At 65.1% G+C, this 21,402-nt stretch carries 21 protein-coding genes; 14 read left to right on the top strand and 7 right to left on the bottom strand.

Annotation, left to right across the window (positions count from 1 at the left end; genetic code table 11):
• On the top strand, positions 1-927 hold the full coding sequence (locus tag N440_RS00500) for an MlaD family protein (protein ID WP_004154114.1): 927 nt from the start codon (positions 1-3) through the stop codon (positions 925-927).
• Positions 924-1,565, top strand: coding sequence for an ABC-type transport auxiliary lipoprotein family protein (locus N440_RS00495; protein WP_133933749.1), 642 nt, complete (start codon positions 924-926; stop codon positions 1,563-1,565). Before N440_RS00500 ends, N440_RS00495 begins: the two co-directional genes overlap by 4 nt.
• A gap of 43 nt (positions 1,566-1,608) precedes the next feature.
• Here N440_RS00495 and N440_RS00490 read toward each other — a convergent pair whose 3' ends face one another.
• Positions 1,609-2,196 carry an alpha-ketoglutarate-dependent dioxygenase AlkB gene (locus N440_RS00490; protein WP_133933748.1) on the bottom strand — a complete coding sequence of 196 codons (588 nt, stop codon included), beginning with the start codon at positions 2,194-2,196 and terminating at the stop codon, positions 1,609-1,611.
• 118 nt (positions 2,197-2,314) lie between these two features.
• Between N440_RS00490 and N440_RS00485 the strand changes: the two genes are divergently transcribed.
• Entirely contained in the window at positions 2,315-4,363 is a 2,049-nt protein-coding gene (locus N440_RS00485) for a glycoside hydrolase family 99-like domain-containing protein (RefSeq protein WP_133933747.1), read from the top strand.
• Between the two features lie 41 nt (positions 4,364-4,404).
• On the opposite strand, the gene N440_RS00480 is transcribed toward N440_RS00485, so the two are convergent.
• Positions 4,405-5,037, bottom strand: coding sequence for a CoA transferase subunit B (locus tag N440_RS00480; protein WP_133933746.1), 633 nt, complete (start codon positions 5,035-5,037; stop codon positions 4,405-4,407).
• Between the two features lies 1 nt (position 5,038).
• On the bottom strand, positions 5,039-5,773 hold the full coding sequence (locus N440_RS00475) for a CoA transferase subunit A (protein WP_004154108.1): 735 nt from the start codon (positions 5,771-5,773) through the stop codon (positions 5,039-5,041).
• A gap of 139 nt (positions 5,774-5,912) precedes the next feature.
• Between N440_RS00475 and N440_RS00470 the strand changes: the two genes are divergently transcribed.
• The gene (locus N440_RS00470) at positions 5,913-7,259 is read left to right on the top strand and encodes a phosphomannomutase (RefSeq protein ID WP_133933745.1); all 1,347 of its coding nucleotides are present in this window, start codon (positions 5,913-5,915) and stop codon (positions 7,257-7,259) included.
• Positions 7,260-7,270: 11 nt separating this feature from the next.
• Positions 7,271-8,674 carry a mannose-1-phosphate guanylyltransferase/mannose-6-phosphate isomerase gene (locus tag N440_RS00465; RefSeq protein ID WP_004154105.1) on the top strand — a complete coding sequence of 468 codons (1,404 nt, stop codon included), beginning with the start codon at positions 7,271-7,273 and terminating at the stop codon, positions 8,672-8,674.
• Between the two features lie 75 nt (positions 8,675-8,749).
• Here the strand turns inward: N440_RS00465 and rfbD are convergent, their stop codons facing one another.
• From rfbD to rfbB, 4 genes are read right to left on the bottom strand one after another with little or no spacing between them, the layout of a single operon-like run.
• Positions 8,750-9,643: a dTDP-4-dehydrorhamnose reductase gene (gene rfbD / locus N440_RS00460; RefSeq protein ID WP_133933744.1), complete on the bottom strand. Its 894-nt coding sequence runs from the start codon at positions 9,641-9,643 to the stop codon at positions 8,750-8,752.
• Positions 9,640-10,197, bottom strand: coding sequence for a dTDP-4-dehydrorhamnose 3,5-epimerase (gene rfbC / locus N440_RS00455; protein WP_133933743.1), 558 nt, complete (start codon positions 10,195-10,197; stop codon positions 9,640-9,642). The genes rfbD and rfbC overlap by 4 nt, the downstream gene beginning before the upstream one ends.
• The gene (gene rfbA, locus N440_RS00450) at positions 10,194-11,081 is read right to left on the bottom strand and encodes a glucose-1-phosphate thymidylyltransferase RfbA (protein ID WP_049458173.1); all 888 of its coding nucleotides are present in this window, start codon (positions 11,079-11,081) and stop codon (positions 10,194-10,196) included. Before rfbA ends, rfbC begins: the two co-directional genes overlap by 4 nt.
• Positions 11,082-11,095: 14 nt before the next feature.
• Positions 11,096-12,151, bottom strand: a complete 1,056-nt coding sequence (gene rfbB, locus N440_RS00445) for a dTDP-glucose 4,6-dehydratase (RefSeq protein WP_133933742.1) — start codon at positions 12,149-12,151, stop codon at positions 11,096-11,098.
• A gap of 297 nt (positions 12,152-12,448) precedes the next feature.
• Here rfbB and N440_RS00440 point away from each other — a divergent pair, with 297 nt between their 5' ends.
• The 9 genes from N440_RS00440 (at position 12,449) to N440_RS00400 (ending at position 21,376) form a co-directional block, all read left to right on the top strand.
• A complete protein-coding gene (locus N440_RS00440) occupies positions 12,449-13,195 on the top strand; it encodes an electron transfer flavoprotein subunit beta/FixA family protein (RefSeq protein WP_133933741.1) in 747 nt (248 codons plus the stop codon).
• Complete coding sequence (locus N440_RS00435; RefSeq protein WP_133933740.1) at positions 13,195-14,133, top strand: electron transfer flavoprotein subunit alpha/FixB family protein; 939 nt, start codon at positions 13,195-13,197, stop codon at positions 14,131-14,133. The genes N440_RS00440 and N440_RS00435 overlap by 1 nt, the downstream gene beginning before the upstream one ends.
• A 1-nt stretch (position 14,134) precedes the next feature.
• Positions 14,135-15,103: a lysylphosphatidylglycerol synthase transmembrane domain-containing protein gene (locus N440_RS00430; protein ID WP_279587418.1), complete on the top strand. Its 969-nt coding sequence runs from the start codon at positions 14,135-14,137 to the stop codon at positions 15,101-15,103.
• A gap of 121 nt (positions 15,104-15,224) precedes the next feature.
• Complete coding sequence (locus N440_RS00425) at positions 15,225-16,646, top strand: UbiA family prenyltransferase (protein WP_133933738.1); 1,422 nt, start codon at positions 15,225-15,227, stop codon at positions 16,644-16,646.
• Positions 16,643-17,956 carry an FAD-binding oxidoreductase gene (locus tag N440_RS00420; RefSeq protein ID WP_133933737.1) on the top strand — a complete coding sequence of 438 codons (1,314 nt, stop codon included), beginning with the start codon at positions 16,643-16,645 and terminating at the stop codon, positions 17,954-17,956. The genes N440_RS00425 and N440_RS00420 overlap by 4 nt, the downstream gene beginning before the upstream one ends.
• A gap of 2 nt (positions 17,957-17,958) precedes the next feature.
• Positions 17,959-18,690, top strand: coding sequence for an SDR family oxidoreductase (locus N440_RS00415; RefSeq protein ID WP_133933736.1), 732 nt, complete (start codon positions 17,959-17,961; stop codon positions 18,688-18,690).
• Between the two features lies 1 nt (position 18,691).
• Positions 18,692-19,636 carry an NAD-dependent epimerase/dehydratase family protein gene (locus N440_RS00410; RefSeq protein ID WP_133933735.1) on the top strand — a complete coding sequence of 315 codons (945 nt, stop codon included), beginning with the start codon at positions 18,692-18,694 and terminating at the stop codon, positions 19,634-19,636.
• A gap of 28 nt (positions 19,637-19,664) precedes the next feature.
• On the top strand, positions 19,665-20,972 hold the full coding sequence (locus N440_RS00405) for an NAD(P)/FAD-dependent oxidoreductase (RefSeq protein ID WP_049458165.1): 1,308 nt from the start codon (positions 19,665-19,667) through the stop codon (positions 20,970-20,972).
• Entirely contained in the window at positions 20,969-21,376 is a 408-nt protein-coding gene (locus tag N440_RS00400) for a GtrA family protein (protein ID WP_049458164.1), read from the top strand. The genes N440_RS00405 and N440_RS00400 overlap by 4 nt, the downstream gene beginning before the upstream one ends.
• Positions 21,377-21,402 lie beyond the last annotated feature (26 nt).

Raw genomic sequence — 21,402 nt, 5'->3', positions numbered from 1 at the left:
ATGGAAACCAAAGCCAATTACGTGCTGATCGGCGCGTTCACCCTGATCACCGGCCTGGCCCTGCTGGCCTTCGGCCTGTGGGCCGCCAAGTACTCCTCCGACCGTACCTGGCAGGAATACCGCGTGGTGTTCCGCGAAGCGGTGACCGGCCTGTCGGTGGGCAGCCCGGTGCAGTACAACGGCATCGCAGTCGGTTCGATCACCGAGCTGAACCTGGTGCCGGACGATCCGCGCCAGGTGGTCGCACGCATCCGCCTGAACTCGACCACGCCGGTCAAGACCGATACCCGCGCCAAGCTGGCGATCACCAGCCTCACCGGCCCGTCGATCATCCAGCTCAGCGGCGGCACGCCGCAGTCGCCGGCGTTGACCACGGTCAACAAGGACCCGGCACCGATCATCCCGACCACGCCCTCGGCGCTGCAGAACATCACTGACGTGGCCAACCGCATCGTCGAGCGCATGGACCAGATCCTCAGCGACCGCAACGTGGCTTCGATCAACGCAACGCTGGCCAATCTTGAAACCATCAGTGGTGGCCTTGCCGACCGTGACCAGGGCACCCAGGCACTGCTGCTCAGCGCGCGCGATGCCGCACGCAGCCTGGACACCACCCTGAAGACCACCAACGGCACCATCGAGCGCCTGGACAAGAACCTGGTGCAGCAGCTGCCGGGCATCATCGACAAGCTCGACGCCACGCTGGGCAAGCTCGACTCGGCCGCCGGCAATGCCGATTCGATCCTGGGCGAGAACCGCGCGGCGATCAACAGCTTCGCCAACGACGGCCTCGGCCAGCTTGGCCCGACGCTGACCGAGCTGCGTGGCCTGATCCGCGACCTGCGCCGGGTCAGCGACCGCCTCGAGAACAACCCCGCGCGCTACCTGCTGGGCCGCGACGCACCGAAGGAGTTCGAACCCAAATGAGCACGACCACCCTTCCGCGCCTGCTGCTGGCCGCCTCGATGGTCACCCTGCTGGGCGGCTGCTCCATCCTTGGCAGCAGCGAGAAAACCGCAGTGACCCTGTACTCGCCTGCGGTGCAGGTGAAGGCGGATCCGACATGGCCACAGGCCAGCTGGCAGCTGGTACTGGCCAAGCCCAGCGCCGCGCGCATGGTCGACAGCCCGCGCATCAACGTGCGCCCGACGCCGTCGCAGATGGAGATCTACAAGGGCGCCAGCTGGGCACAGCCGGCCACCGACATGATCGAGGACACCCTGCTGCGCGGTTTCGAGGACTCCGGCCGCATCCGCGGCGTGGCGCGCAGCAGCGCGGGCATCCGGGCCGACTACAAGCTGTCCACCGACGTGCGCCGCTTCGAATCGGATTACCAGGGCCAGGCCACGCCGACCGTGGTCATCGAGGTCAACGCCAAGCTGATCCACGTCGCTGACCAGCGCGTGGTCGCCGACCGCACCTTCCGCCAGGCGCAGCCGGTCGGCAGCACCGACGTCCCGGCGGTCACTGCCGCGTTCGAACGCGGCCTGCAGCAGCTGGCACAGGACGTGGTCGGCTGGACGCTGGTGAGCGGGCAGGCCGACCAGCCGGGCGTCACGCGCTGACCCCAAGCCCCGGTAGCGCCGGGCGATGCCCGGCGGCCGCCCATCAGCGCGGCGCAATCCAGCGGAACGTCAGGTTGATGCGCTCTCCCAGCACCCGCGCCATCTTCGGTAGCGCGTGCTGGTAGAACCGCTGGGTCTGTCCGGCCATCAACAACAGATCGCCATGGCCAAGCAGGAACTCTGCCTTGCGCGTCGTGTCGTCTCGCCGCCGCAGCAGGAAACGCCGGGCCGCCCCCAGGCTCAGCGACGCAATCACCGGCGCCGGGCCCAGTTCGGGCTCGTCATCGCTGTGCCAGCCCATATGGTCAGTGCCGGCGCGATAGCGGTTCAGCAACACGCTGTTGAAGCGACCGATGCCCGCGGCCTGCAGGCGCTCACGCAGGGCCTGCAACACAGGTGGCCAGGGGTGTGGCACGAACTCGGCACCGGAGTAACGGTAGCGGGCCTGTGGGTCGCCGATCCAGCAGCTCAGCCGCGGCGAATCCACCCAGTTGCCGAACATGCGGATGCGATGGACTTCCCATGGCACTTCGGCCTGCAGCGCGGCCATCAGCCGGTCGGCGTCAGCCGAAGCCAGCCAGCCCGGCAGGTGCTGGACATGGGCATCGGGCAGGTCGTGGGGGAACAACATGGCTACACGCTAGCATGCTGGCGTTTGCCGTCGCGGCCGCCAGCACCGAAAATGAACCCATGACCGTCGCCCTTATGCTGATTCACTCCGCTTGCCCTCCTCCGCGGGGCCTCGCCCGATGAGCGTGCGCCAGTCGCTGTTCCCGTTGCTGCGCGCCGTGTTCCGGGCCATGCCACTGTCCCAGGCGCAGCGTGACCGGATACGTACCCGCCTGCTGGCGCGGCATGGCGACTGGGTTCCGCCCCCACCAAAGGGTCAACAGGATTCCGCTGGCCCGCGTGCAAGCGCACAGCTGCGCTGGCGTGCCGACGAGCCCGCGATCGGCCATCGCACATGGCAGCAGCAGGCGTTACCCACCTCGATGCCGGCAACCCTGGTCGCGTTCTACCTGCCGCAGTTCCACACGTTCCCGGAGAACGATGCCTGGTGGGGAAAGGGCTTTACCGAGTGGCGCAATGTGACCCGCGCCCTGCCGCAGTTCGAGGGCCACATCCAGCCGCGTCTGCCTGCAGACTTGGGTTTCTACGACCTGCGCAACCCGCAGGTGATGCGTGACCAGGCGCGCCTCGCCGCTGAGTACGGCATCGGCGCGTTCTGCTTCTACTACTACTGGTTCAGCGGCCGTACCCTGATGGAGGACCCGCTGCGTCAGTGGCTGGCCGACGACAGCATCGATCTGCCGTTCTGCCTGTGCTGGGCCAACGAAAACTGGGCACGACGCTGGGATGGCCGCGATGAGGACATCCTGATCGGCCAGCAGCACAGCGCAGAGGACGATCTGGCCTTCATCGCCCATGTCGCGCCTTACCTGCGCGACCGGCGCGCGTTGAAGGTGGAGGGGCGGCCGATGCTGCTCGTCTATCGCCCGCACCTGCTGCCCGACGCCCATGCGACCGCCGGGCGCTGGCGTAGCTGGTGCCGCGACAACGGTGTCGGTGAGATCCACCTGGCCTACGTACAGGGCTTTGAACGGCCGGATCCCCGCGACATCGGCTTCGATGCCGCCGTGGAATTCCCGCCGAACATGAGCAACCCGCGTTCCCTGTCGGCACAGCAATGGCTGCTCAATCCGGCGTTCAACGGCGATGTCCGCGACTGGCGCGAACTGGCCGCAGAGATCGCAGCCCGGCCGCTACCGGACTATCCGCTCTATCCCGGGGTGAATCCGGGCTGGGACAACGAGGCACGGCGCTCCGGCCGCGGCCGCGTGTATCTGCACGCGTCACCGCGTGGCTACCGCGATTGGCTGCGCACCACGATCCATGAACGCCTGTCCGCAGTACCGCAGACGCAGCGAATGGTCTTCATCAATGCCTGGAACGAGTGGGCCGAAGGCGCCGTACTGGAACCGGACGCACGCCTCGGGCATGCCTGGCTGCACGCTACGCGCAATGCGTTGATATCGGCTCCGGCACTGCGTCAGCAACCGGCAGTGCACGTTCACGCCTGGTATCTGGAAACCCTGCCGGAGGTACTGTCCGCGCTGCGCGATGCCGCCCTGGACTGGACCATCGTGGTGACCACCCCGGAGCACCAGCTGGACCAGGTCCGGCGCGCCCTGCTGGATCACGGGTTGCAAGGTGACGTCATTGCCGTGGACAACCATGGCCGCGACATTCTTCCCTTCCTGCAGGTCGCCGAGCGGCTGATGCAGGCGGATCATGATGTTGTGCTGAAGCTGCACACCAAGCGCTCGACCCATCGCAACAATGGGGACCAGTGGCGGCAGGAACTGCTGCAGCGCCTGATACAGGATGGACGTGCCGCGCGCATCCACGCCGTGTTCCAGGCCGACCCCGGCCTGGGCATGGTGGTGGCGGAAGGGCATCTGCTGCCCGTTGCCGATTTCGTAGGTGGTAACGGTCCTGCGCTGACACGACTGCAGACGCGGCTCGGGCTGAGGAAACCCATAGACGCCAGCCAATTTGGTGCGGGCAGCATGGGCTGGTGGCGGCTTCAGGCACTTCGCCCGCTGCTGGACGCGCACCTGTATCGCAGCGACTTCGATTCCGAACAGGGCCAGGTCGACGGGACGCTGGCGCATGCCATTGAACGCGCGTTCGGCGCCTGCTGCGAACACGCCGGACTGCGCATCGCAACGGCGGCAGCGTGCCTTGGTGAGGCCGACAACAACGACGGCGAATATGCCTACGCGCGGCGCAGTTGAGGGCAAACGAGGGGGGCGCAAGCGCCCCCTGTTCACATCAATCAGGCGCGCTGGAACGGCACGCCGGTCTTTTCCGCCAACTCGTCATCACTGACGCCCGGTGCCGCTTCCACCAGCAGCAGGCCCTTGTCGGTCACGTCGAACACGGCCAGGTCGGTGATGATGCGATCGACCACACCGACGCCGGTCAACGGCAGCGTGCATTCGGACAGGATCTTGTGCTCGCCGTTCTTGGCGGTGTGCTCCATCAGCACCACCACGCGCTGCACGCCGGCCACCAGGTCCATCGCACCGCCCATGCCCTTGACCATCTTGCCGGGCACCATCCAGTTGGCCAGGTCGCCCTTCGCCGTCACCTGCATGGCGCCGAGGATGGCCAGGTTGACGTGACCACCGCGGATCATCGCGAAGCTGTCGTGGCTGCCGAAGTAGCTGGCACCGGCACGCGCGGTGACGGTCTGCTTGCCGGCATTGATCAGATCGGCGTCGACTTCAGCGTCGGTGGGGAACGGGCCAATGCCAAGCAGGCCGTTTTCCGACTGCAGCCACACATCCACGCCTTCGGGAATGTGGTTGGCCACCAGCGTCGGCAGGCCGATGCCCAGGTTCACGTAGGCGCCATCGGTCAATTCCTGGGCAGCGCGGGCCGCCATCTCATCACGGGTCCACGCCATGTCAGTTGCCCTCCGCGCGGATGGTGCGCTGTTCGATGCGTTTTTCAGGGTGTGCGTTGTGCACGATGCGGTGCACGTAGATGCCCGGCAGGTGCACCTGGTCCGGATCAATGGCACCGACCGGCACCACCTCTTCCACTTCCACGATGCAGACCTTGCCGGCCATCGCACAGGCCGGGTTGAAGTTGCGCGCGGTCTTGCGGAACACCAGGTTGCCGGCCTCATCGGCCTTCCAGGCCTTGACCAGCGCCACGTCAGCGCGCAGCGCGGTCTCCATCACGTAGTGCTTGCCGTCGAACTCGCGGGTTTCCTTGCCTTCGGCCACCACCGTGCCAAAACCGGTGGCAGTGAAGAACGCCGGAATACCCGCGCCACCGGCACGCAGGCGCTCGGCCAGGGTGCCCTGCGGGTTGAACTCCAGCTCCAGTTCGCCGGCCAGGAACTGCCGCTCGAATTCCTTGTTCTCGCCCACGTAGGACGAAATCATCTTCTTGATCTGGCGGGTTTCCAGCAGCTGGCCCAGGCCGAAGCCATCGACACCGGCATTGTTGGAGATCACGGTCAGGCCCTTGGCACCGCTGTCGCGCAGGGCGGCAATCAGCGCCTCGGGAATGCCACACAGACCGAAGCCGCCCACGGCCAGGGTCTGGCCATCGGCGACCACCCCCTGCAGGGCCTCCGCCGCGCTGGCGAAGCGCTTGCTGCGCTTTCCGCCGGTCGTTGCCGGGTTGCTCATCTACGCCCTCACCTCGTTGATGTAATCCGCCCATTCTAGGCCAGCACTGCCACCGGTCACGTGGCGTTGCGGCATGGAAACGATTCCCATACAGGACTGGGACTACAATCGCAGGCTGAGCTCCCCAAGGATCCGATCGATGCCCCTGCCCGCCTTCAAGGCCTATGACATCCGCGGCCGCGTGCCGGAAGAACTGAACGAAGCGCTGGCCCGCCGCATCGGCGTGGCGCTGGCGGCGCAGCTTGCGCCGGGCCCGGTGGTACTGGGCCACGACGTGCGCCTGACCAGCCCTGCGCTGCAGGACGCGCTGGCTGCAGGCCTGCGGGGTACCGGGCGCGAAGTGATCGATATCGGCCTGTGCGGCACCGAGGAAGTCTATTTCCAGACCGACCACCTGGGTGCGGCCGGCGGCGTGATGGTCACCGCCAGCCACAACCCGATGGACTACAACGGGATGAAGCTGGTCAAGGAAAACGCGCGTCCGATCAGCTCCGATACCGGCCTGTTCGCGATTTCCGATGCGGTTGCCGCCGATACCTCCGAGGCGCAGGCGCCGCGCGCCGGGCAGAGCGCCCAGCACGACAAGAGTGCGTACATCCAGCACCTGCTGAGCTACGTCGATGCCGGCAAGCTGCGCCCGCTGAAGCTGGTGGTCAACGCCGGCAACGGCGGCGCCGGTGCCATCGTCGATCTTCTGGCACCGCACCTGCCGTTCGAATTCATCCGCATCTGCCATGAGCCGGACGGCAGCTTCCCCAATGGCATTCCCAACCCGCTGTTGCCGGAAAACCGCGCCGCCACCGCCGATGCAGTCCGCGAACACGGTGCTGATTTCGGCATTGCGTGGGACGGGGACTTCGATCGCTGCTTCTTCTTCGACCATACCGGCCGCTTCATCGAGGGCTACTACCTGGTCGGCCTGCTGGCCAAGGCAATCCTGGCGCGCAACCCGGGCGGCAAGATCGTGCATGACCCGCGCCTGGTCTGGAACACCGTGGACATGGTCGAGCAGGCCGGCGGCGTGCCCGTACAGTGCAAGAGCGGCCACGCCTTCATCAAGGAGAAGATGCGCGCCGAAGACGCGGTGTACGGCGGCGAGATGAGTGCCCACCACTATTTCCGCGAGTTTGCCTATGCGGACTCCGGAATGATTCCGTGGCTGCTGATCGCCCAGCTGGTCTCCGAAAGCGGCCGCTCGCTGGCCGACTGGGTCGAAGACCGCATGGCTGCCTACCCGTGCAGCGGCGAAATCAATTTCAAGGTGGTCGATGCCAAGGCCGCCGTCGCCCGCGTGATGGAACACTTCGCGGCGCAGTCGCCCGTGCTGGACCACACCGATGGCATCAGCGCAGATTTCGGTGACTGGCGCTTCAACCTGCGCAGCTCCAACACCGAGCCATTGCTGCGCCTGAACGTTGAAGCCCGAGGCGATGCTGCGCTGATGCAGGCGCGCACCGACGATATTTCCCGCCTCATCCAGCAGTAACCGAGGAACACATGAGCAGCATCCAGCCCGTCATCCTGTCCGGTGGATCCGGTACCCGCCTGTGGCCGCTTTCGCGCGAGGCGTACCCGAAGCAGTTCCTGCCTTTGGCGGGCGAGCTGACGATGCTGCAGGCCACCTGGAAGCGCGTGGCGCCGATCGCCGCGCGTGGGCCACTGGTGATCGCCAACGAAGAACACCGTTTCGTCGCCGCCGAGCAACTGCAGCAGGTCGGCGCCGAGCCGGCCGCGATCATCCTTGAACCGGTCGGCCGCAACACTGCCCCGGCCATCGCCGTTGCCGCGCTGGAAGCCACCCGCGACGGTGGCGACGCACTGCTGCTGGTGCTGCCGTCCGACCATGTGATCACCAACGAGGCCGCCTTCCGCAGCGCGGTGCAGGCCGCAGCCGGTGCCGCCGAGGCCGGCAAGCTGGTGACCTTCGGCATCGTGCCGACCGGACCGGAAACCGGCTACGGCTATATCAAGGCCGCCGAAGGGCGGGGCCTGCGCGCGGTCGAGCGATTCGTCGAAAAGCCTGACCTGCAGACCGCCTCCGGTTACGTCAGCAGCGGCCAGTACTACTGGAACAGTGGCATGTTCCTGTTCAAGGCCTCGCGCTACCTGCAGGAGCTTGAGCGCTTCCATCCCGCCATGCTGGCCGGCAGCCGCCAGGCCTGGCAGCAGGCGCGCCGCGATGCCGACTTCACCCGCCTGGACAAGGACGCCTTCACTGCGGTTGCGTCCGATTCGATCGACTATGCAGTGATGGAGAAGACCGCCGATGCGGTGGTGATTCCACTGGATGCCGGCTGGAACGATGTCGGCTCATGGACCGCGCTGCGCGATGTCTCGCAGCAGGACGGCGATGGCAACGCCCACCAGGGCGACGTTATCGCCATCGACTGCCGCAACACCTACGCCTACGCCCAGCGGTTGGTGGCCCTGGTCGGTCTGGACGATGTGATCGTGGTCGAGACCGATGACGCGGTGCTGGTCGGCAAGGCCGACCGCATGCAGGAGGTCAAGACCGTAGTGGCACAGCTGAAGGCCGAGGGTCGCAGCGAGGCCACCTGGCATCGCAAGGTCTATCGCCCGTGGGGCGCCTACGACTCGATCGACAACGGCGAGCGGTTCCAGGTCAAGCGGATCACGGTCAAGCCGGGCGGCACGCTCAGCCTGCAGATGCATCACCACCGCGCCGAGCACTGGATCGTGGTCAGCGGCACCGCCGAGGTGACCCGAGGCAACGAGGTCATCCTGCTCAGCGAGAACCAGAGCACCTACATTCCGCTGGGTGTGACCCATCGCCTGCGCAATCCCGGCAAGCTGCCGCTGGAACTGATCGAAGTGCAGTCCGGCAGCTACCTCGGCGAAGACGACATCGTGCGTTTCGAGGATACCTACGGGCGCAGTTGACCCGGCGCCCGCTGGTGGCTGCCGACCGTTGGTCGGGGTGGGTGCCGACCGTTGGTCGGCACGTCGCCTACCGGGTCAGGCAATCTCCGCCATCACCCGCTTCAGGCCGTCCTGCCATGCAGGCAACGCGATGCCGAAGTCCTGCTGCAGCTTGCGGTTGTCCAGCACCGACCAGGCCGGGCGCTTGGCCGGGGTCGGGTACTCGGAACTGGCAATCGCCTCGACCGTCGGCACCTTGGCCAACACGCCAGCCGCCAACGCTTCGGCGAAGATCGCCTCGGCGAACCCATGCCAGCTGGTCTGGCCGCTGGCGGTCAGGTGCCAGGTCCCGGACAGCTGCCCCGGATGCTGCAGCGCCTGCACGGTGACATCGGCGATCAACGCGGCAGGCGTCGGCGTACCGATCTGGTCGGCCACCACCCGCAACGCATCGCGCTCGGCGCCCACCCGCAACATGGTGCGCAGGAAATTCGCGCCGTGCGAGGCATACACCCACGCCGTGCGGAAGATCAGATGACGGCCGCCGGCCGCGCGCACCGCATCCTCGCCATCGCGCTTGCTGGTGCCGTACACGCCCAAGGGCGCGGTCGGCTCGTCCTCGCGGTAGGCCGCGCTGCCCTGGCCATCGAACACATAGTCGGTGGAGTAATGCACGAACGGCACATCATGTGCCGCGCACCAGCGCGCAATCACGCCCGGCGCCTGCGCATTGGCAGCGAAGGCAGCTTCGGCCTCCTGCTCGGCACGATCAACGGCGGTATACGCGGCGGCATTGACCACCACTGTCGGCTGCAGGCGGTCCAGCAGTGCCGTCAGGCTGTCAGGCTGCACAAAATCCGCCACTTCGCAGGGGCTGCCGTCGGGCAACTGGCCGCTGCGGGTGGTAGCCATCACCGCACCCAGCGGCGCCAGCGCGCGCAGCAGTTCCTGGCCAACCTGGCCGTTGCCACCGAACACCAGCACCGTCATGCGGCGTATACCGGCAGTCGGTCTTCGGCGATGTCCTTCAGGAACGGCGCGTTCTCGTCCTTGGCCGACAGCGTTGGTGCGCTCACCGGCCAGTCCACCGCGATGTCGGCGTCGTTCCAGCGGACACCGGCATCGAAGTCCTTCAGATAGACCTCGGTGCACAGGTAACTGAACACCGCACGCTCGGACAACACGGCAAAGCCATGGGCAAAGCCCTCCGGGATCCAGAACTGCTTCTTGTTCTCCGCGCTCAACACCACCGCTTCCCACTGCCCGAAGGTTGGCGAGCCGCGACGGATGTCCACGGCGACGTCGTAGACCTCACCTTCCAGGACGCTGACCAGCTTGCCCTGCGGGCGCGGCCATTGGTAATGCAGGCCACGTAATACGCCCTGCGCCGAGGTCGACACGTTGCTCTGCACGAAGCGGTCCGGCAGGCCCAGAGCAGCAAAGCGCTCGGCATTCCAGGTTTCGAAGAAATAGCCGCGTGCATCGCCGAACACGGCCGGTTCGATCACCACGCAGCCCGGCAACTTGGTTTCAATCACTTTCACGGAACGACTCCACGCAATGCGAGTTTGTGCAGGTACTGGCCGTAGCTGTTCTTGATCAACGGCGCGGCCAATGCTTCCAGCTGTTCCGCGCTGATCCAGCCCTTGCCGAAAGCAATTTCTTCGGGGCAACACACCTGCAGGCCCTGGCGGGTCTGGATGGTCTCGATGAAGTTGGATGCCTCCAGCAGCGACTGGTGGGTGCCGGTATCGAGCCAGGCGTACCCTCGACCGAGCGCTTCCAGGTGCAGGCTTCCCTCGTGCAGGTAACGCTGGTTAAGGTCGGTGATCTCCAGCTCGCCGCGCGGCGACGGCTTGAGCTCGGCCGCGTAGTCGCTGGCATTGCCGTCATAGAAATACAGGCCGGTGACCGCATAGTTCGACCGCGGATTCTCCGGCTTTTCGACCAGATCGATGACCTTGCCGTTCTTATCGAACTCGGCCACGCCGTAGCGTTCCGGGTCGTTCACCCAATAGCCGAACACGGTGGCCCCATGGCTACGCTGATCGGCACTACCCAGCACTTCGCGCAGACCGTGGCCGTGGAAGATGTTGTCGCCCAGCACCAGGCAGCTGGGCTTGCCGGCCACGAAGTCGCGGCCGATCAGATAGGCCTGGGCCAGCCCATCGGGGCTCGGCTGCACCGCGTACTGGATGTCCATGCCCCACTGTGAGCCGTCGCCCAGCAGCTGCTGGAACAGCGCCTGCTCGTGCGGGGTGTTGATGATCAGCACCTCGCGGATGCCCGCCAGCATCAGTACGCTCAGCGGGTAGTAGATCATCGGCTTGTCGTACACCGGCAGCAGCTGCTTGCTGACGCCCTTGGTGATCGGATACAGCCGGGTGCCGGAGCCGCCGGCCAGGATGATGCCTTTACGCTGCGTCATTTTCTCTTCCGGATTCAGGCCGCAGTGCCGATGCGCTGCAGGCGGTAGCTGCCGTCGAGCACGCCGTTGACCCATTCCTGGTTGTCAAGGTACCAGTCGACAGTGAAGGCAATGCCCTGCTCGAAGGTATAGGCCGGCTCCCAGCCCAGGTCGTTCTTCAGCTTGGACGCGTCGATCGCGTAGCGGCGGTCGTGGCCCGGGCGATCGGCCACGTAGGTGATCTGGCTGCTGCGCGGCTGGCCGTCCTCGCGCGGGCGGCGCTGGTCCAGCAATGCACAGATGGCCTGCACCACCTCGATGTTCTGCTTCTCCGAGTTCCCGCCCACATTGTAGGTTTCGCCGACCTGGCCCTTGGCCAGCACGGTGCGGATCGCTTCGCAGTGGTCGGACACGAACAGCCAGTCGCGTACCTGCTTGCCATCGCCGTACACCGGCAGCGGCTCGCCGGCCAGCGCCTTGGCGATCACCAGCGGGATGAGCTTCTCCGGGAAGTGGTACGGACCATAGTTGTTCGAGCAGTTGGTGGTCAGCACCGGCAGCCCGTAGGTATGGTGGAACGCACGCACCAGGTGGTCCGAGGCCGCCTTGGACGCCGAGTACGGAGAGTTCGGGGCATACGGCGTGGTTTCGCTGAACTTGCCGGTTTCACCCAGCGTGCCATACACCTCGTCGGTGGACACATGCAGGAAGCGGAACGCCGAGGCCTGTTCTGCCGGCAGCGCCTTCCAGTAGTCACGGACCGCTTCCAGCAGGCCCAGCGTGCCCACCACGTTGGTCTGGATGAAGGCGCCCGGGCCGTCGATGGAACGGTCGACATGGCTTTCGGCGGCGAAGTTCAGCACCGCGTCCGGCGTGTGATCGGCCAGCAGCCGGGTCACCAGCGCGGTGTCACCGATATCGCCCTGCACGAACACATGGTTGGGATTGCCGTCCAGGCTGGCCAAGGTCTTCAGGTTGCCCGCGTAGGTCAGTACGTCGAGATTGATGACCTTGATGCCGCGAGCAACCGCCTCGAGAACGAAATTTCCGCCAATGAACCCGGCGCCGCCGGTGACAAGCCATGTGGGCACTACCCATTCTCCTGTTCGATATTCCATTACCGGAGCGCACACTGCGCCCGATAGAGCGACACAGGATACATCGCAGGCTTGCTCCAGACTGCCCGGATGACGTGAACGTGACAGGTTCAGGAACGCCTCCTCCCGAGCAGCATGCTGCGCCGCAGCACACCATACGCATTCGCATGGTCGCGCCGGGCCAGCTAGAATCGGGATCCCACCCCCGAACCGGTTGCTGTTGCAGGACCGGATGTTCCCCCAGCAAATGTGAGCCGGCCGGCGGCCGGCACTACAAGGACCCCGTACCAGATGAAAATCCTCGTCGCGTACAAGCGCGTGGTGGACTACAACGTCCGCATTCAGGTCAAGCCGGACGGTTCCGGCGTGGTCACCGACGGCGTCAAGCTGTCCCCCAATCCCTTCGATGAAATCGCCCTGGAAGAAGCCCTGCGCCTGCGCGACAAGGGCATCGCCAGCGAAGTCGTGGTTGCGACCATCGCACCGGCCGACGCCCAGGCGCACCTGCGCAACGGCCTGGCCATGGGCGCGAACCGTGCCATCCATGTGGTCACCGACCAGGCCATCCAGCCGCTGACCGCCGCCCGCACCCTGCTCAAGCTGATCGAGAAGGAACAGCCGGACCTGGTGATCCTGGGCAAGCAGGCGATCGACGACGACGCCAACCAGACCGGGCAGATGCTGGCCACGCTGTGGGGCCGTCCGCAGGCGACCTTCGCCAGCAAGCTGGACATCGCCGACGGCAAGGCCACGGTCACCCGCGAGGTCGATGCCGGCCTGGAAACGCTCGAAGTGGACCTGCCGGCGGTGGTCACCACCGACCTGCGCCTGAACGAACCGCGCTTCATCAAGCTGCCGGACATCATGAAGGCCAAGGCCAAGCCGCTGGAGACCCTGCAGCTGGCCGACCTCGGCGTTGAAGCCGCCGATACCTTCAAGACCACCCACTACGCCGCGCCGTCCAAGCGCAGCAAGGGTGTGATGGTCAAGGACGCAGCCGAACTGGTTGCCGCACTCAAGCAGAAGGGGCTGCTGTAATGAGCAAGATTCTCGTCATCGCCGAGCACCACGACGGCAAGCTCAATGCCGCCACCGCCAAGACCGTCAGCGCCGCCGCCGCCATCAGCGGTGCCAGCATCGACGTGCTGGTGCTGGCCGCCGATCCGGCCGCCGTCGCTGCGGAAGCGGCGAAGATCGCCGGCGTCGCCAAGGTCCTGACCGTGGCCAACGCCGCCAATGCGCAGGCCATCGCCCAGGTGCTGGCACCGCAGATCGCGCAGCTGGCCAAGGGCTACACCCACGTGTTCGGCCCGTCGACCACCTTCGGCAAGGACCTGATGCCGTGCGTGGCGGCCCTGCTCGGCGTCAACCAGGTCTCCGACCTGATGAGCGTCGAAGGCAGCCACACCTTCAAGCGCCCGATCTACGCCGGCAACGCGATCATCACCGTCGAGGCCCCGGCCGACCAGATTGTGGTCGCCACCGTGCGCGCCGCATCGTGGCCGGAGGCCGCCCAGGGCGGCAGTGCCGCCATTGAAGCGGCCAGCGTCGATGCCGCGCTGCCGACCCACACCCGCTTCATCGGCCTGGCCGCCGGTGCCAGCGACCGCCCGGACCTGCAGAGCGCCAAGCGCGTGGTTTCCGGTGGACGCGGCGTCGGTTCGGAAGAGAACTTCAAGGTCATCTTCCAGCTGGCCGACAAGCTCGGCGCCGCCGTCGGTGCCTCGCGCGCCGCCGTCGATGCCGGCTATGTTCCCAGTGACCTGCAGGTCGGCCAGACCGGCAAGATCATCGCGCCGGAGTTGTACGTGGCCGTCGGCATCAGCGGTGCGATCCAGCACCTGACCGGCATCAAGGACGCCGGTACCATCGTCGCCATCAACAGGGACGGCGATGCGCCGATCTTCGAGATCGCGGATATCGGCCTGGTCGGGGATCTGTTTGCGATCCTGCCGGAACTGGAAGCAGCCCTTTAAGTTGGGCGAAGGCGCCTCCACCACTGCGCCCGCCCCGTCACGACGGGGCCGGGCACTGGGATGGTTGGCAGGCGTTGCCGTCGTGTACCTGGTGGCCTTGTGGTACCTGGATCGCGACAAGAATGTGCTTTCACGACTGGGCGACCTGGCCGCGCCTCTCATGTTGTGCGCAACTGCGCAGCTGGTCAGCTACGGGGTCCGATACCAGCGCTGGCGCATGCTGCTGCACGTGCAGGGCCACTCCAAGTTCGCATGGTGGCCAGGCCTGGCGGCCTATCTGGCGGGATTCGCCTTCACCGCGTCACCCGGCAAGGCCGGTGAGCTGCTCCGGATACGCTATTTTTCCCGATGGGGCGTACCGCCGCAGACCACGCTTGCAACGTTCATCCATGAGCGCGCATTGGATCTGCTGGTCATCACCCTGCTGGCGACCGGCGCTGCCGGCCTGGTGCCCCTGTTTGGCGTCCTGACCGCAGTGGTGCTGACCGTCATTCTGGGGGTGTGGCTGGCTGCGGGGTGCTCCGCACTCCAGCAGCTTGCACGGGGTGTGGTCGCGCGACTGCCCAGCCGGAGGCTACGCCAGCTATGCATGTTCCTGCTCGGCGGAATCCATGCACTGCGTCCCCTGCTTCGCCCCGGCCTGACCCTGAAAGCTGCGGCCCATGGCACCGCAGCATGGCTGCTGACTGCCGCTGCTTTCGCCTGGCTGTGCCACGCGCTGGGCATCACGCTCGCCTGGCAGCACGCTGTAGCCATCTACCCCCTGGCGATGCTGGTAGGCGCCCTGTCTTTCATCCCCGGTGGCGTGGGCACTACCGAAGCGGCGATCGTCCTGATGCTCACCCATACCGGTGCCAACCTGGATGTGGCACTGACGGCGGCGATCGGTATCCGGCTCGCCAGCCTCTGGCTGGCGATCCTGGTGGGAATGACCGCCATGGCTGGCCTGGAAGCGCGGCGATCGGGTTGAAACAGGTCCCCTCCTTCGCATGATCTTGCAACATGTATCCGTATACTGATTGGTCGAATCCCACGCGCGAGGCGCCCATCGCCATGTATTGCCCCGGCACGTTTGCAGGAGTTGCTTCGTCTTGAACGCTCAGAATCGCCGCGCGCTCTGTGTTGATCTGGACGGCACTCTGCTCCGTTCCGACATTCTGTATGAATCACTGCTTGCACTACTGGCGCGCAATCCGCTCTATGTGTTCCTGCTGCCGTTCTGGCTGCTGGGCGGAAAGGCTTCGGTCAAGCGCCAGCTGGCCCTGCGCGTTCAACTGCCCGCCGAGACACTGCCCTATGACGAAAGGGTGCTGGACATGCTGCGCAATACCACGCAGCGGCCACGCGTGCTTTGCACGGCCTCGGACCAGCTTCTGGTCCAACCCATCGCCGACTACCTGGGTCTGTTCGATGAGGTCATCGCCAGCGATGGCCATACCAACCTCTCCGGCCACAACAAGGGCAGGACTCTGGCGGCAAGGTTCGGCGAGCGCGGATTCGATTACATGGGCAATGGCCGCGTCGACCTGCAGGTGTGGGCGCATGCCGGCGGCGCCATCGTGGTCAACAACGGTGCAGGGCTGGCCAACGCCGCAGCCAGGCACACCGAAGTACTGGCTCACCTGCCCTCGCAGAACGGTGGCCTGATCACGTGGATCAAGGCGCTTCGCATTTACCAGTGGCTGAAGAACCTGTTGGTGCTGGTCCCGCTGCTGACCGCGCACCGCTTCTTCGATCTCGATTCAATCATCGATGCAGGCGCGGCGTTCCTCGCCTTCAGCCTGTGTGCGTCCGGCGTGTACCTGCTCAACGATCTGCTCGACCTGACCCCGGATCGCATGCATCCACGCAAGCGCAAGCGGCCCTTCGCGGCCGGCACGTTGCCACTGCTGCATGGCCTGATGGTGGCTCCGCTGATCACCCTGGCGGGCTTCGCCCTCGCCCTGGCCTGCAGCCCGGCCTTCGCGGGCGTGCTGCTGTGCTACTACGTGATGACGCTGAGTTATTCGCTCAAACTCAAGCGCATCGTGATGATCGACGTCGTGCTGCTGGCTGCGCTCTACACCGTACGCATCATCGGTGGCGCGGTGGCCATCAACTCCGAACTGTCGTTCTGGCTGCTGGCGTTCTCGATGTTCGTGTTCCTGAGCCTGGCCATGCTCAAGCGCTATACCGAACTGGCGTCGGCGCTGGCCAGCGGCAAGGAAATGGCGATCGGCCGTGGCTACTCGGTCGCCGACCTGCCGCTGGTGCAGTCGCTGGGTGCGGCCGCCGGTTACATCGGCGTGCTGGTGTTTGCTCTGTATATCAACAGCCCGGAAAGCCTGGCGCTGTACGGCAACCCCAAGCTGCTGTGGCTGCTGTGCCCGATTCTGCTGTATTGGATCAGCCGCATGTGGATTGTCTCCCACCGTGGCGACATGCATGACGATCCAATCGTGTTCGCTGCCACGGACCGTGTCAGCCAGATCGTCATCGGGCTGTGCGTACTGATCGTGCTGATTGCAATATGAGTGCAGCGTCCGGCCAATCCTGGGGCCGCTACCCGCGCGTCGAGCAGCAGATCATTCCGGTGCTCGACCGCGCGTCGGTGCTGCCGTTGCCGCCGGAAGGCGGCACGGTGCTTCCGCATGGCAATGGCCGCAGCTATGGCGACAGCTGCCTCAATCCGGATGCCTCGCTGCTGATCAGCCGCGCACTGGACCGGTTCATCGGCTTCGATCCGGCCACCGGCATCGTGCGCTGCGAGGCCGGTGTGACCCTGGCCGACATCCTCGACATCGCCCTGCCCCGCGGCTGGTTCCTGCCGGTCACGCCCGGTACCCGATATGCCACCGTTGGCGGGGCCATCGGCAACGACGTACACGGCAAGAACCACCATCGCGCAGGCACCTTTGGTCATCACGTGCGCTGCCTGGAGCTGCTGCGCAGCGACGGTTCACGCCAGCAGCTCACGCCTGCCGATGACAGCGGACTGTTCGCCGCAACGCTGGGGGGGCTCGGCCTGACCGGGTTCATTACCTGGGTTGAGCTGCAGCTGCGGCGTGTGCCAGGGCCCTGGATCGAAACCGAATCGATCCGCTTCGACAACCTGGATGCCTTTTTCGAGCTGTCACGCGAATCTGCCAGCGACTTTGAATACACCGTTGCCTGGATCGACTGCCTGGCCACTGGAGCAAGACTCGGCCGCGGTCACTTCCTGCGTGGCGACCACGCACCAGGCGACGCACGGGCGGCCGCGCCCGGCTCGTCCCCTCGCCGCAGCATGCCCTTCGTGCCGCCGGTGTCACTGGTCAATCAGCTCACCCTGCGTCCGTTCAATACCCTGTACTACTGGCGCCAGCCAGCACGTCGCGCCCGCCACCTGTCGCACTACCAGAGTTATTTCTATCCTCTGGACGGCATCAATCACTGGAACCGCATGTATGGCCCACACGGCTTCCTGCAGCACCAGTGCGTCCTGCCGCCCGATGTCGCCCGCGACGCCACCGCCGCCCTGCTGGCGGAGATCGCGCGCAGCGGACGCGGCTCGTTCCTGGCGGTGCTGAAGGAGTTCGGCGAACGCCCTTCGCCGGGGCTGCTGTCGTTCCCGCGACCCGGTACCACGCTGGCCCTGGATTTCCCCAATGACGGACCGGATCTGCTGAAGATGCTCGACCGCCTGGACCGCATCGTCAGCGAGGCCGGCGGCGCGGTCTATCCGGCCAAGGACGCGCGCATGTCCGGTGCATTGTTCCGCCAGGCCTACCCGGCCTGGGAAGCATTCTCCCGCTTCATCGACCCCCGATTCTCATCCGGCTTCTGGCGCCGGGTGATGGAGTAAGCATGCAGAAGATCCTGATCATCGGCGCGACCTCGGCCATCGCCGAATCCGTCGCGCGCCTGTACGCCACGCGTGCCGCCGCGCTCTACCTGGTCGGCCGCAGTGCCGGGAAGCTGGACGCCATCGCCGCCGACCTGCGCGTGCGTGGCGCCCAGCACGTGCATACCGGCGTGCTGGACGTGAATGACCTGTCCGCACACGGCACGCTGCTGGACGAGGCCTGGTCGGCGCTGGGCGGCGTGGATACGGTGCTCATCGCCCACGGCACGCTGCCTGACCAGGCAGCCTGTGATGCATCGGTAGAACTGTCACTGCGCGAGTTCGCCACCAACGGCACCTCCACCATCGCTCTGGCAGCGGCCTTGGCCCAGCGCCTGCGGTCCGGCGCCACCCTGGCCGTCATTTCCTCGGTCGCCGGTGACCGCGGCCGCGCCAGCAACTACCTGTACGGCAGTGCCAAGGCGGCAGTCACTGCCTACCTCAGCGGCTTGGGCCAGCGTCTGCGTCCGGCCGGTATCAACGTTCTGGTGATCAAGCCAGGCTTCGTCGATACCCCGATGACCGCAGCGTTCAAGAAGGGAGCGCTGTGGGCGACCCCGGACAAGGTGGGCGCCGGTATTCTCAAGGCCATCGGCAAACGCCAGGCCGTCGCCTACCTGCCCGGCTTCTGGTGGGCGATCATGATGATCATCAAGAACATTCCCGAATTCGTCTTCCGCAGGATCAAGCTCTGACATGACCGACAAGCACGCCAAGATCGTCATCACCGGGGCTGCCGGGCTGGTCGGGCAGAACCTGATTGTCGAACTCAAGCAGCAGGGCTATACCCGGCTGGTGGCCATCGACAAGCACGCGCACAACCTGGACATCCTGCAGAAACTGCACCCGGATGTCCGCGTGGTGCTGGCCGACCTGGCCGAGCCGGGTGCCTGGGCCCATGAGTTCAACGGCGCTGCCTGCGTGGTGCAGCTGCATGCACAGATCACCGGCAAGACCACCGACCTGTTCGTGCGCAACAACATCACCGCCACCAGCCACGTACTGAAGGCAACCCAGGACGCTGCCGTGCCCTACATGGTCCACATCAGTTCGTCGGTGGTGAACTCGGTGGCCAAGGATGACTACACCAACACCAAGCGCGAGCAGGAGGAGATGGTGGTCGCAAGCGGCCAACGCCACTGCGTGCTGCGCCCGACGCTGATGTTCGGCTGGTTCGACCCCAAGCACCTCGGTTGGCTGTCCCGCTTCATGGCACGTACGCCGGTATTCCCGATCCCCGGCGACGGCAGGTTCATGCGCCAACCGCTGTATGAACGCGACTTCTGCCGCTGCATCGCCAAGTGCATCGAGACCGAACCGGATGGCAATGTCTTCGATATCGTCGGCGATACCCGCGTCGATTATGTGGACATCATCCGCACCATCAAGCGGGTCAAGAAGCTGCATACGGTGATCGTGCACATCCCGATCGGCTTCTTCGGCTTCCTGCTGAAGGTCTACAGCCTGTTCAGCAGCAAACCGCCTTTTACTGCCGACCAGCTCAAGGCTCTGAGTGCCGGCGATGACTTCAAGGGCATCGACACGGAGGCCGTGTTCGGCGTCAAGCAGACACCGTTTGAAGAAGCCATCCGCGAAAGCTATACCGACCCGCGCTATTGCAGGATCGTTCTGCAGCGCTGATTCCCTGGAACTGAAGAAGACTTCTCACATGCGAAACTTTGCGATCATCGGCAGCGGCCCCATGGGCCTCATGGCAGCCATGGAACTGCTCAAGCAGGGGCATAAGGTCGACATCTACGAGCGCGATGATCGCATTGGCGGGATGTCGGCGGATTTCGATTTCGACGGCCTGCGCATCGAGCGCTACTACCACTTCATCTGCAAGACCGACTATCCCCTCTTCAAGCTGCTCGAACAGTTGAAGATGTCCGATCGCCTGCACTGGACGGATACCAAGATGGGTTACTACTACCAGGGCAAACTGCACAAGTGGGGCACGCCATTTGCGCTGCTGGGGTTCCCTCACCTGGGGATCATCGACAAGATCCGCTACGCCCTGCATGTCATGCACACCAAGGGCATCCAGGACTGGACTGCCCTGGACAGGGAGAATGCGCGCGATTGGATCACCCGCTGGATCGGCCCCAAGGCGTACAAGGTGATGTGGGAGAAGGCGTTCGCGCTGAAGTTCTTCGAGTACCAGGACAAGCTGTCGGCTTCCTGGATCGGCACCCGCATCAAGCGCGTGGCGCTGTCCCGCCGCAACCTGTTCAATGAAAGCATGGGCTACCTGGAAGGCGGCTCGGCTGTACTGCTGCAGAAGATGGCCACCGAGGTCGAGCGCCTGGGCGGGCGCATCCTGCTGTCCCAGCCGATCGAGGAGGTGGTGTCGGTGAACGGCAAGGTGACCGGCATCCGCACCGCCGATGGCCATCAGGCGTATGACGCAGTGGTATCCACCGCTCCGATCCAGTATGTGCCGAAGATGGTCCCGGGGCTTCCGAAGGCCTTTGCTGATCAGGTGGGCGCGATCGAGAACATACCCGTCGCCTGCGTGATCCTGAAGCTGTCGAAGCCGGTCAGCGAGAACTTCTGGATGAACATCAGCGATGAACGCATCTCCATTCCCGGTCTTATCGAGTACAGCAATCTCAATCCGGGCAAGGGCCCCGGCGAGCATATCGTGTATGCGCCGTACTACATGCCCAAGACGCATCCCAAGTGGCAGTGGAGCAATCAACAGTTGATCGACGAAGTCATCAGCTACCTGCCGATGATCAACCCTGCATTCAAGCCTGAGTGGATCCGGGCTACACATTGCCATCGCTATGAATTTGCCCAGACCATCTGCCCTCCGGGCTTCCAGGACATGCTGCCGCCGATGAAGTCGCCGGTCGAGGGCTTCTACATGGCCGATACGGCGTACTACTACCCGGAAGATCGATCGATCAACGAGAGCATCGATGTTGGTGCCAAGCTTGCCCACCTTGCGTCAGGCGTGAAGGCGTCGGCGTGATCACACGTCAGTTCCTGATGTTTCTTGTTGCCGGTGGTGTTGCCGCCGCCGTCAACTTTGGTTCGCGCATCATGCTCAGCGAATGGCTGCACTACGTGCCTGCCATCGTGATCGCCTACTGCCTGGGCATGGTCACAGCGTTTGTGCTCAACAGGGTGCTGGTGTTCCAGCAAGCCGCCAATGCACTGAAGCACCAGATCACCTGGTTCGTGATAGTCAACCTGGCCGCAGTGCTCCAGACCATTGCGATCAGCCTGCTCCTGGCCAGATGGCTTTTACCTGCCATCGGCGTGGATTTCCACAACGAGACCATTGCTCACGGCATCGGCGTTGCGATTCCGGTGGTGACCAGCTACTTCGGCCACAAATACCTTTCTTTTTCATCCTCCTCCGGCAAGCGCTAACGGAGCATGCAATTCATGCGGCGTCG

Origin of the sequence: Stenotrophomonas sp. CC22-02 (genome assembly GCF_004365115.1) — a bacterium.
GTDB classification, from domain to species: Bacteria; Pseudomonadota; Gammaproteobacteria; order Xanthomonadales; family Xanthomonadaceae; genus Stenotrophomonas; species Stenotrophomonas forensis.
The sequence above is the reverse complement of the archived record's forward strand: the minus strand, read 5'-3'. Positions and strand labels throughout refer to the sequence as shown.

What these genes read in the sequence shown, in the direction of transcription:
- N440_RS00500 (WP_004154114.1), top strand. Translation starts at nt 1, where the DNA reads ATGGAAACCAAAGCCAATTACGTGCTGATCGGCGCGTTCACCCTGATC.
- N440_RS00495 (WP_133933749.1), top strand. Translation starts at nt 924, where the DNA reads ATGAGCACGACCACCCTTCCGCGCCTGCTGCTGGCCGCCTCGATGGTC.
- N440_RS00490 (WP_133933748.1), bottom strand. Translation starts at nt 2,196, where the DNA reads ATGTTGTTCCCCCACGACCTGCCCGATGCCCATGTCCAGCACCTGCCG.
- N440_RS00485 (WP_133933747.1), top strand. Translation starts at nt 2,315, where the DNA reads ATGAGCGTGCGCCAGTCGCTGTTCCCGTTGCTGCGCGCCGTGTTCCGG.
- N440_RS00480 (WP_133933746.1), bottom strand. Translation starts at nt 5,037, where the DNA reads ATGGCGTGGACCCGTGATGAGATGGCGGCCCGCGCTGCCCAGGAATTG.
- N440_RS00475 (WP_004154108.1), bottom strand. Translation starts at nt 5,773, where the DNA reads ATGAGCAACCCGGCAACGACCGGCGGAAAGCGCAGCAAGCGCTTCGCC.
- N440_RS00470 (WP_133933745.1), top strand. Translation starts at nt 5,913, where the DNA reads ATGCCCCTGCCCGCCTTCAAGGCCTATGACATCCGCGGCCGCGTGCCG.
- N440_RS00465 (WP_004154105.1), top strand. Translation starts at nt 7,271, where the DNA reads ATGAGCAGCATCCAGCCCGTCATCCTGTCCGGTGGATCCGGTACCCGC.
- rfbD (WP_133933744.1), bottom strand. Translation starts at nt 9,643, where the DNA reads ATGACGGTGCTGGTGTTCGGTGGCAACGGCCAGGTTGGCCAGGAACTG.
- rfbA (WP_049458173.1), bottom strand. Translation starts at nt 11,081, where the DNA reads ATGACGCAGCGTAAAGGCATCATCCTGGCCGGCGGCTCCGGCACCCGG.
- N440_RS00440 (WP_133933741.1), top strand. Translation starts at nt 12,449, where the DNA reads ATGAAAATCCTCGTCGCGTACAAGCGCGTGGTGGACTACAACGTCCGC.
- N440_RS00435 (WP_133933740.1), top strand. Translation starts at nt 13,195, where the DNA reads ATGAGCAAGATTCTCGTCATCGCCGAGCACCACGACGGCAAGCTCAAT.
- N440_RS00420 (WP_133933737.1), top strand. Translation starts at nt 16,643, where the DNA reads ATGAGTGCAGCGTCCGGCCAATCCTGGGGCCGCTACCCGCGCGTCGAG.
- N440_RS00415 (WP_133933736.1), top strand. Translation starts at nt 17,959, where the DNA reads ATGCAGAAGATCCTGATCATCGGCGCGACCTCGGCCATCGCCGAATCC.
- N440_RS00410 (WP_133933735.1), top strand. Translation starts at nt 18,692, where the DNA reads ATGACCGACAAGCACGCCAAGATCGTCATCACCGGGGCTGCCGGGCTG.
- N440_RS00405 (WP_049458165.1), top strand. Translation starts at nt 19,665, where the DNA reads ATGCGAAACTTTGCGATCATCGGCAGCGGCCCCATGGGCCTCATGGCA.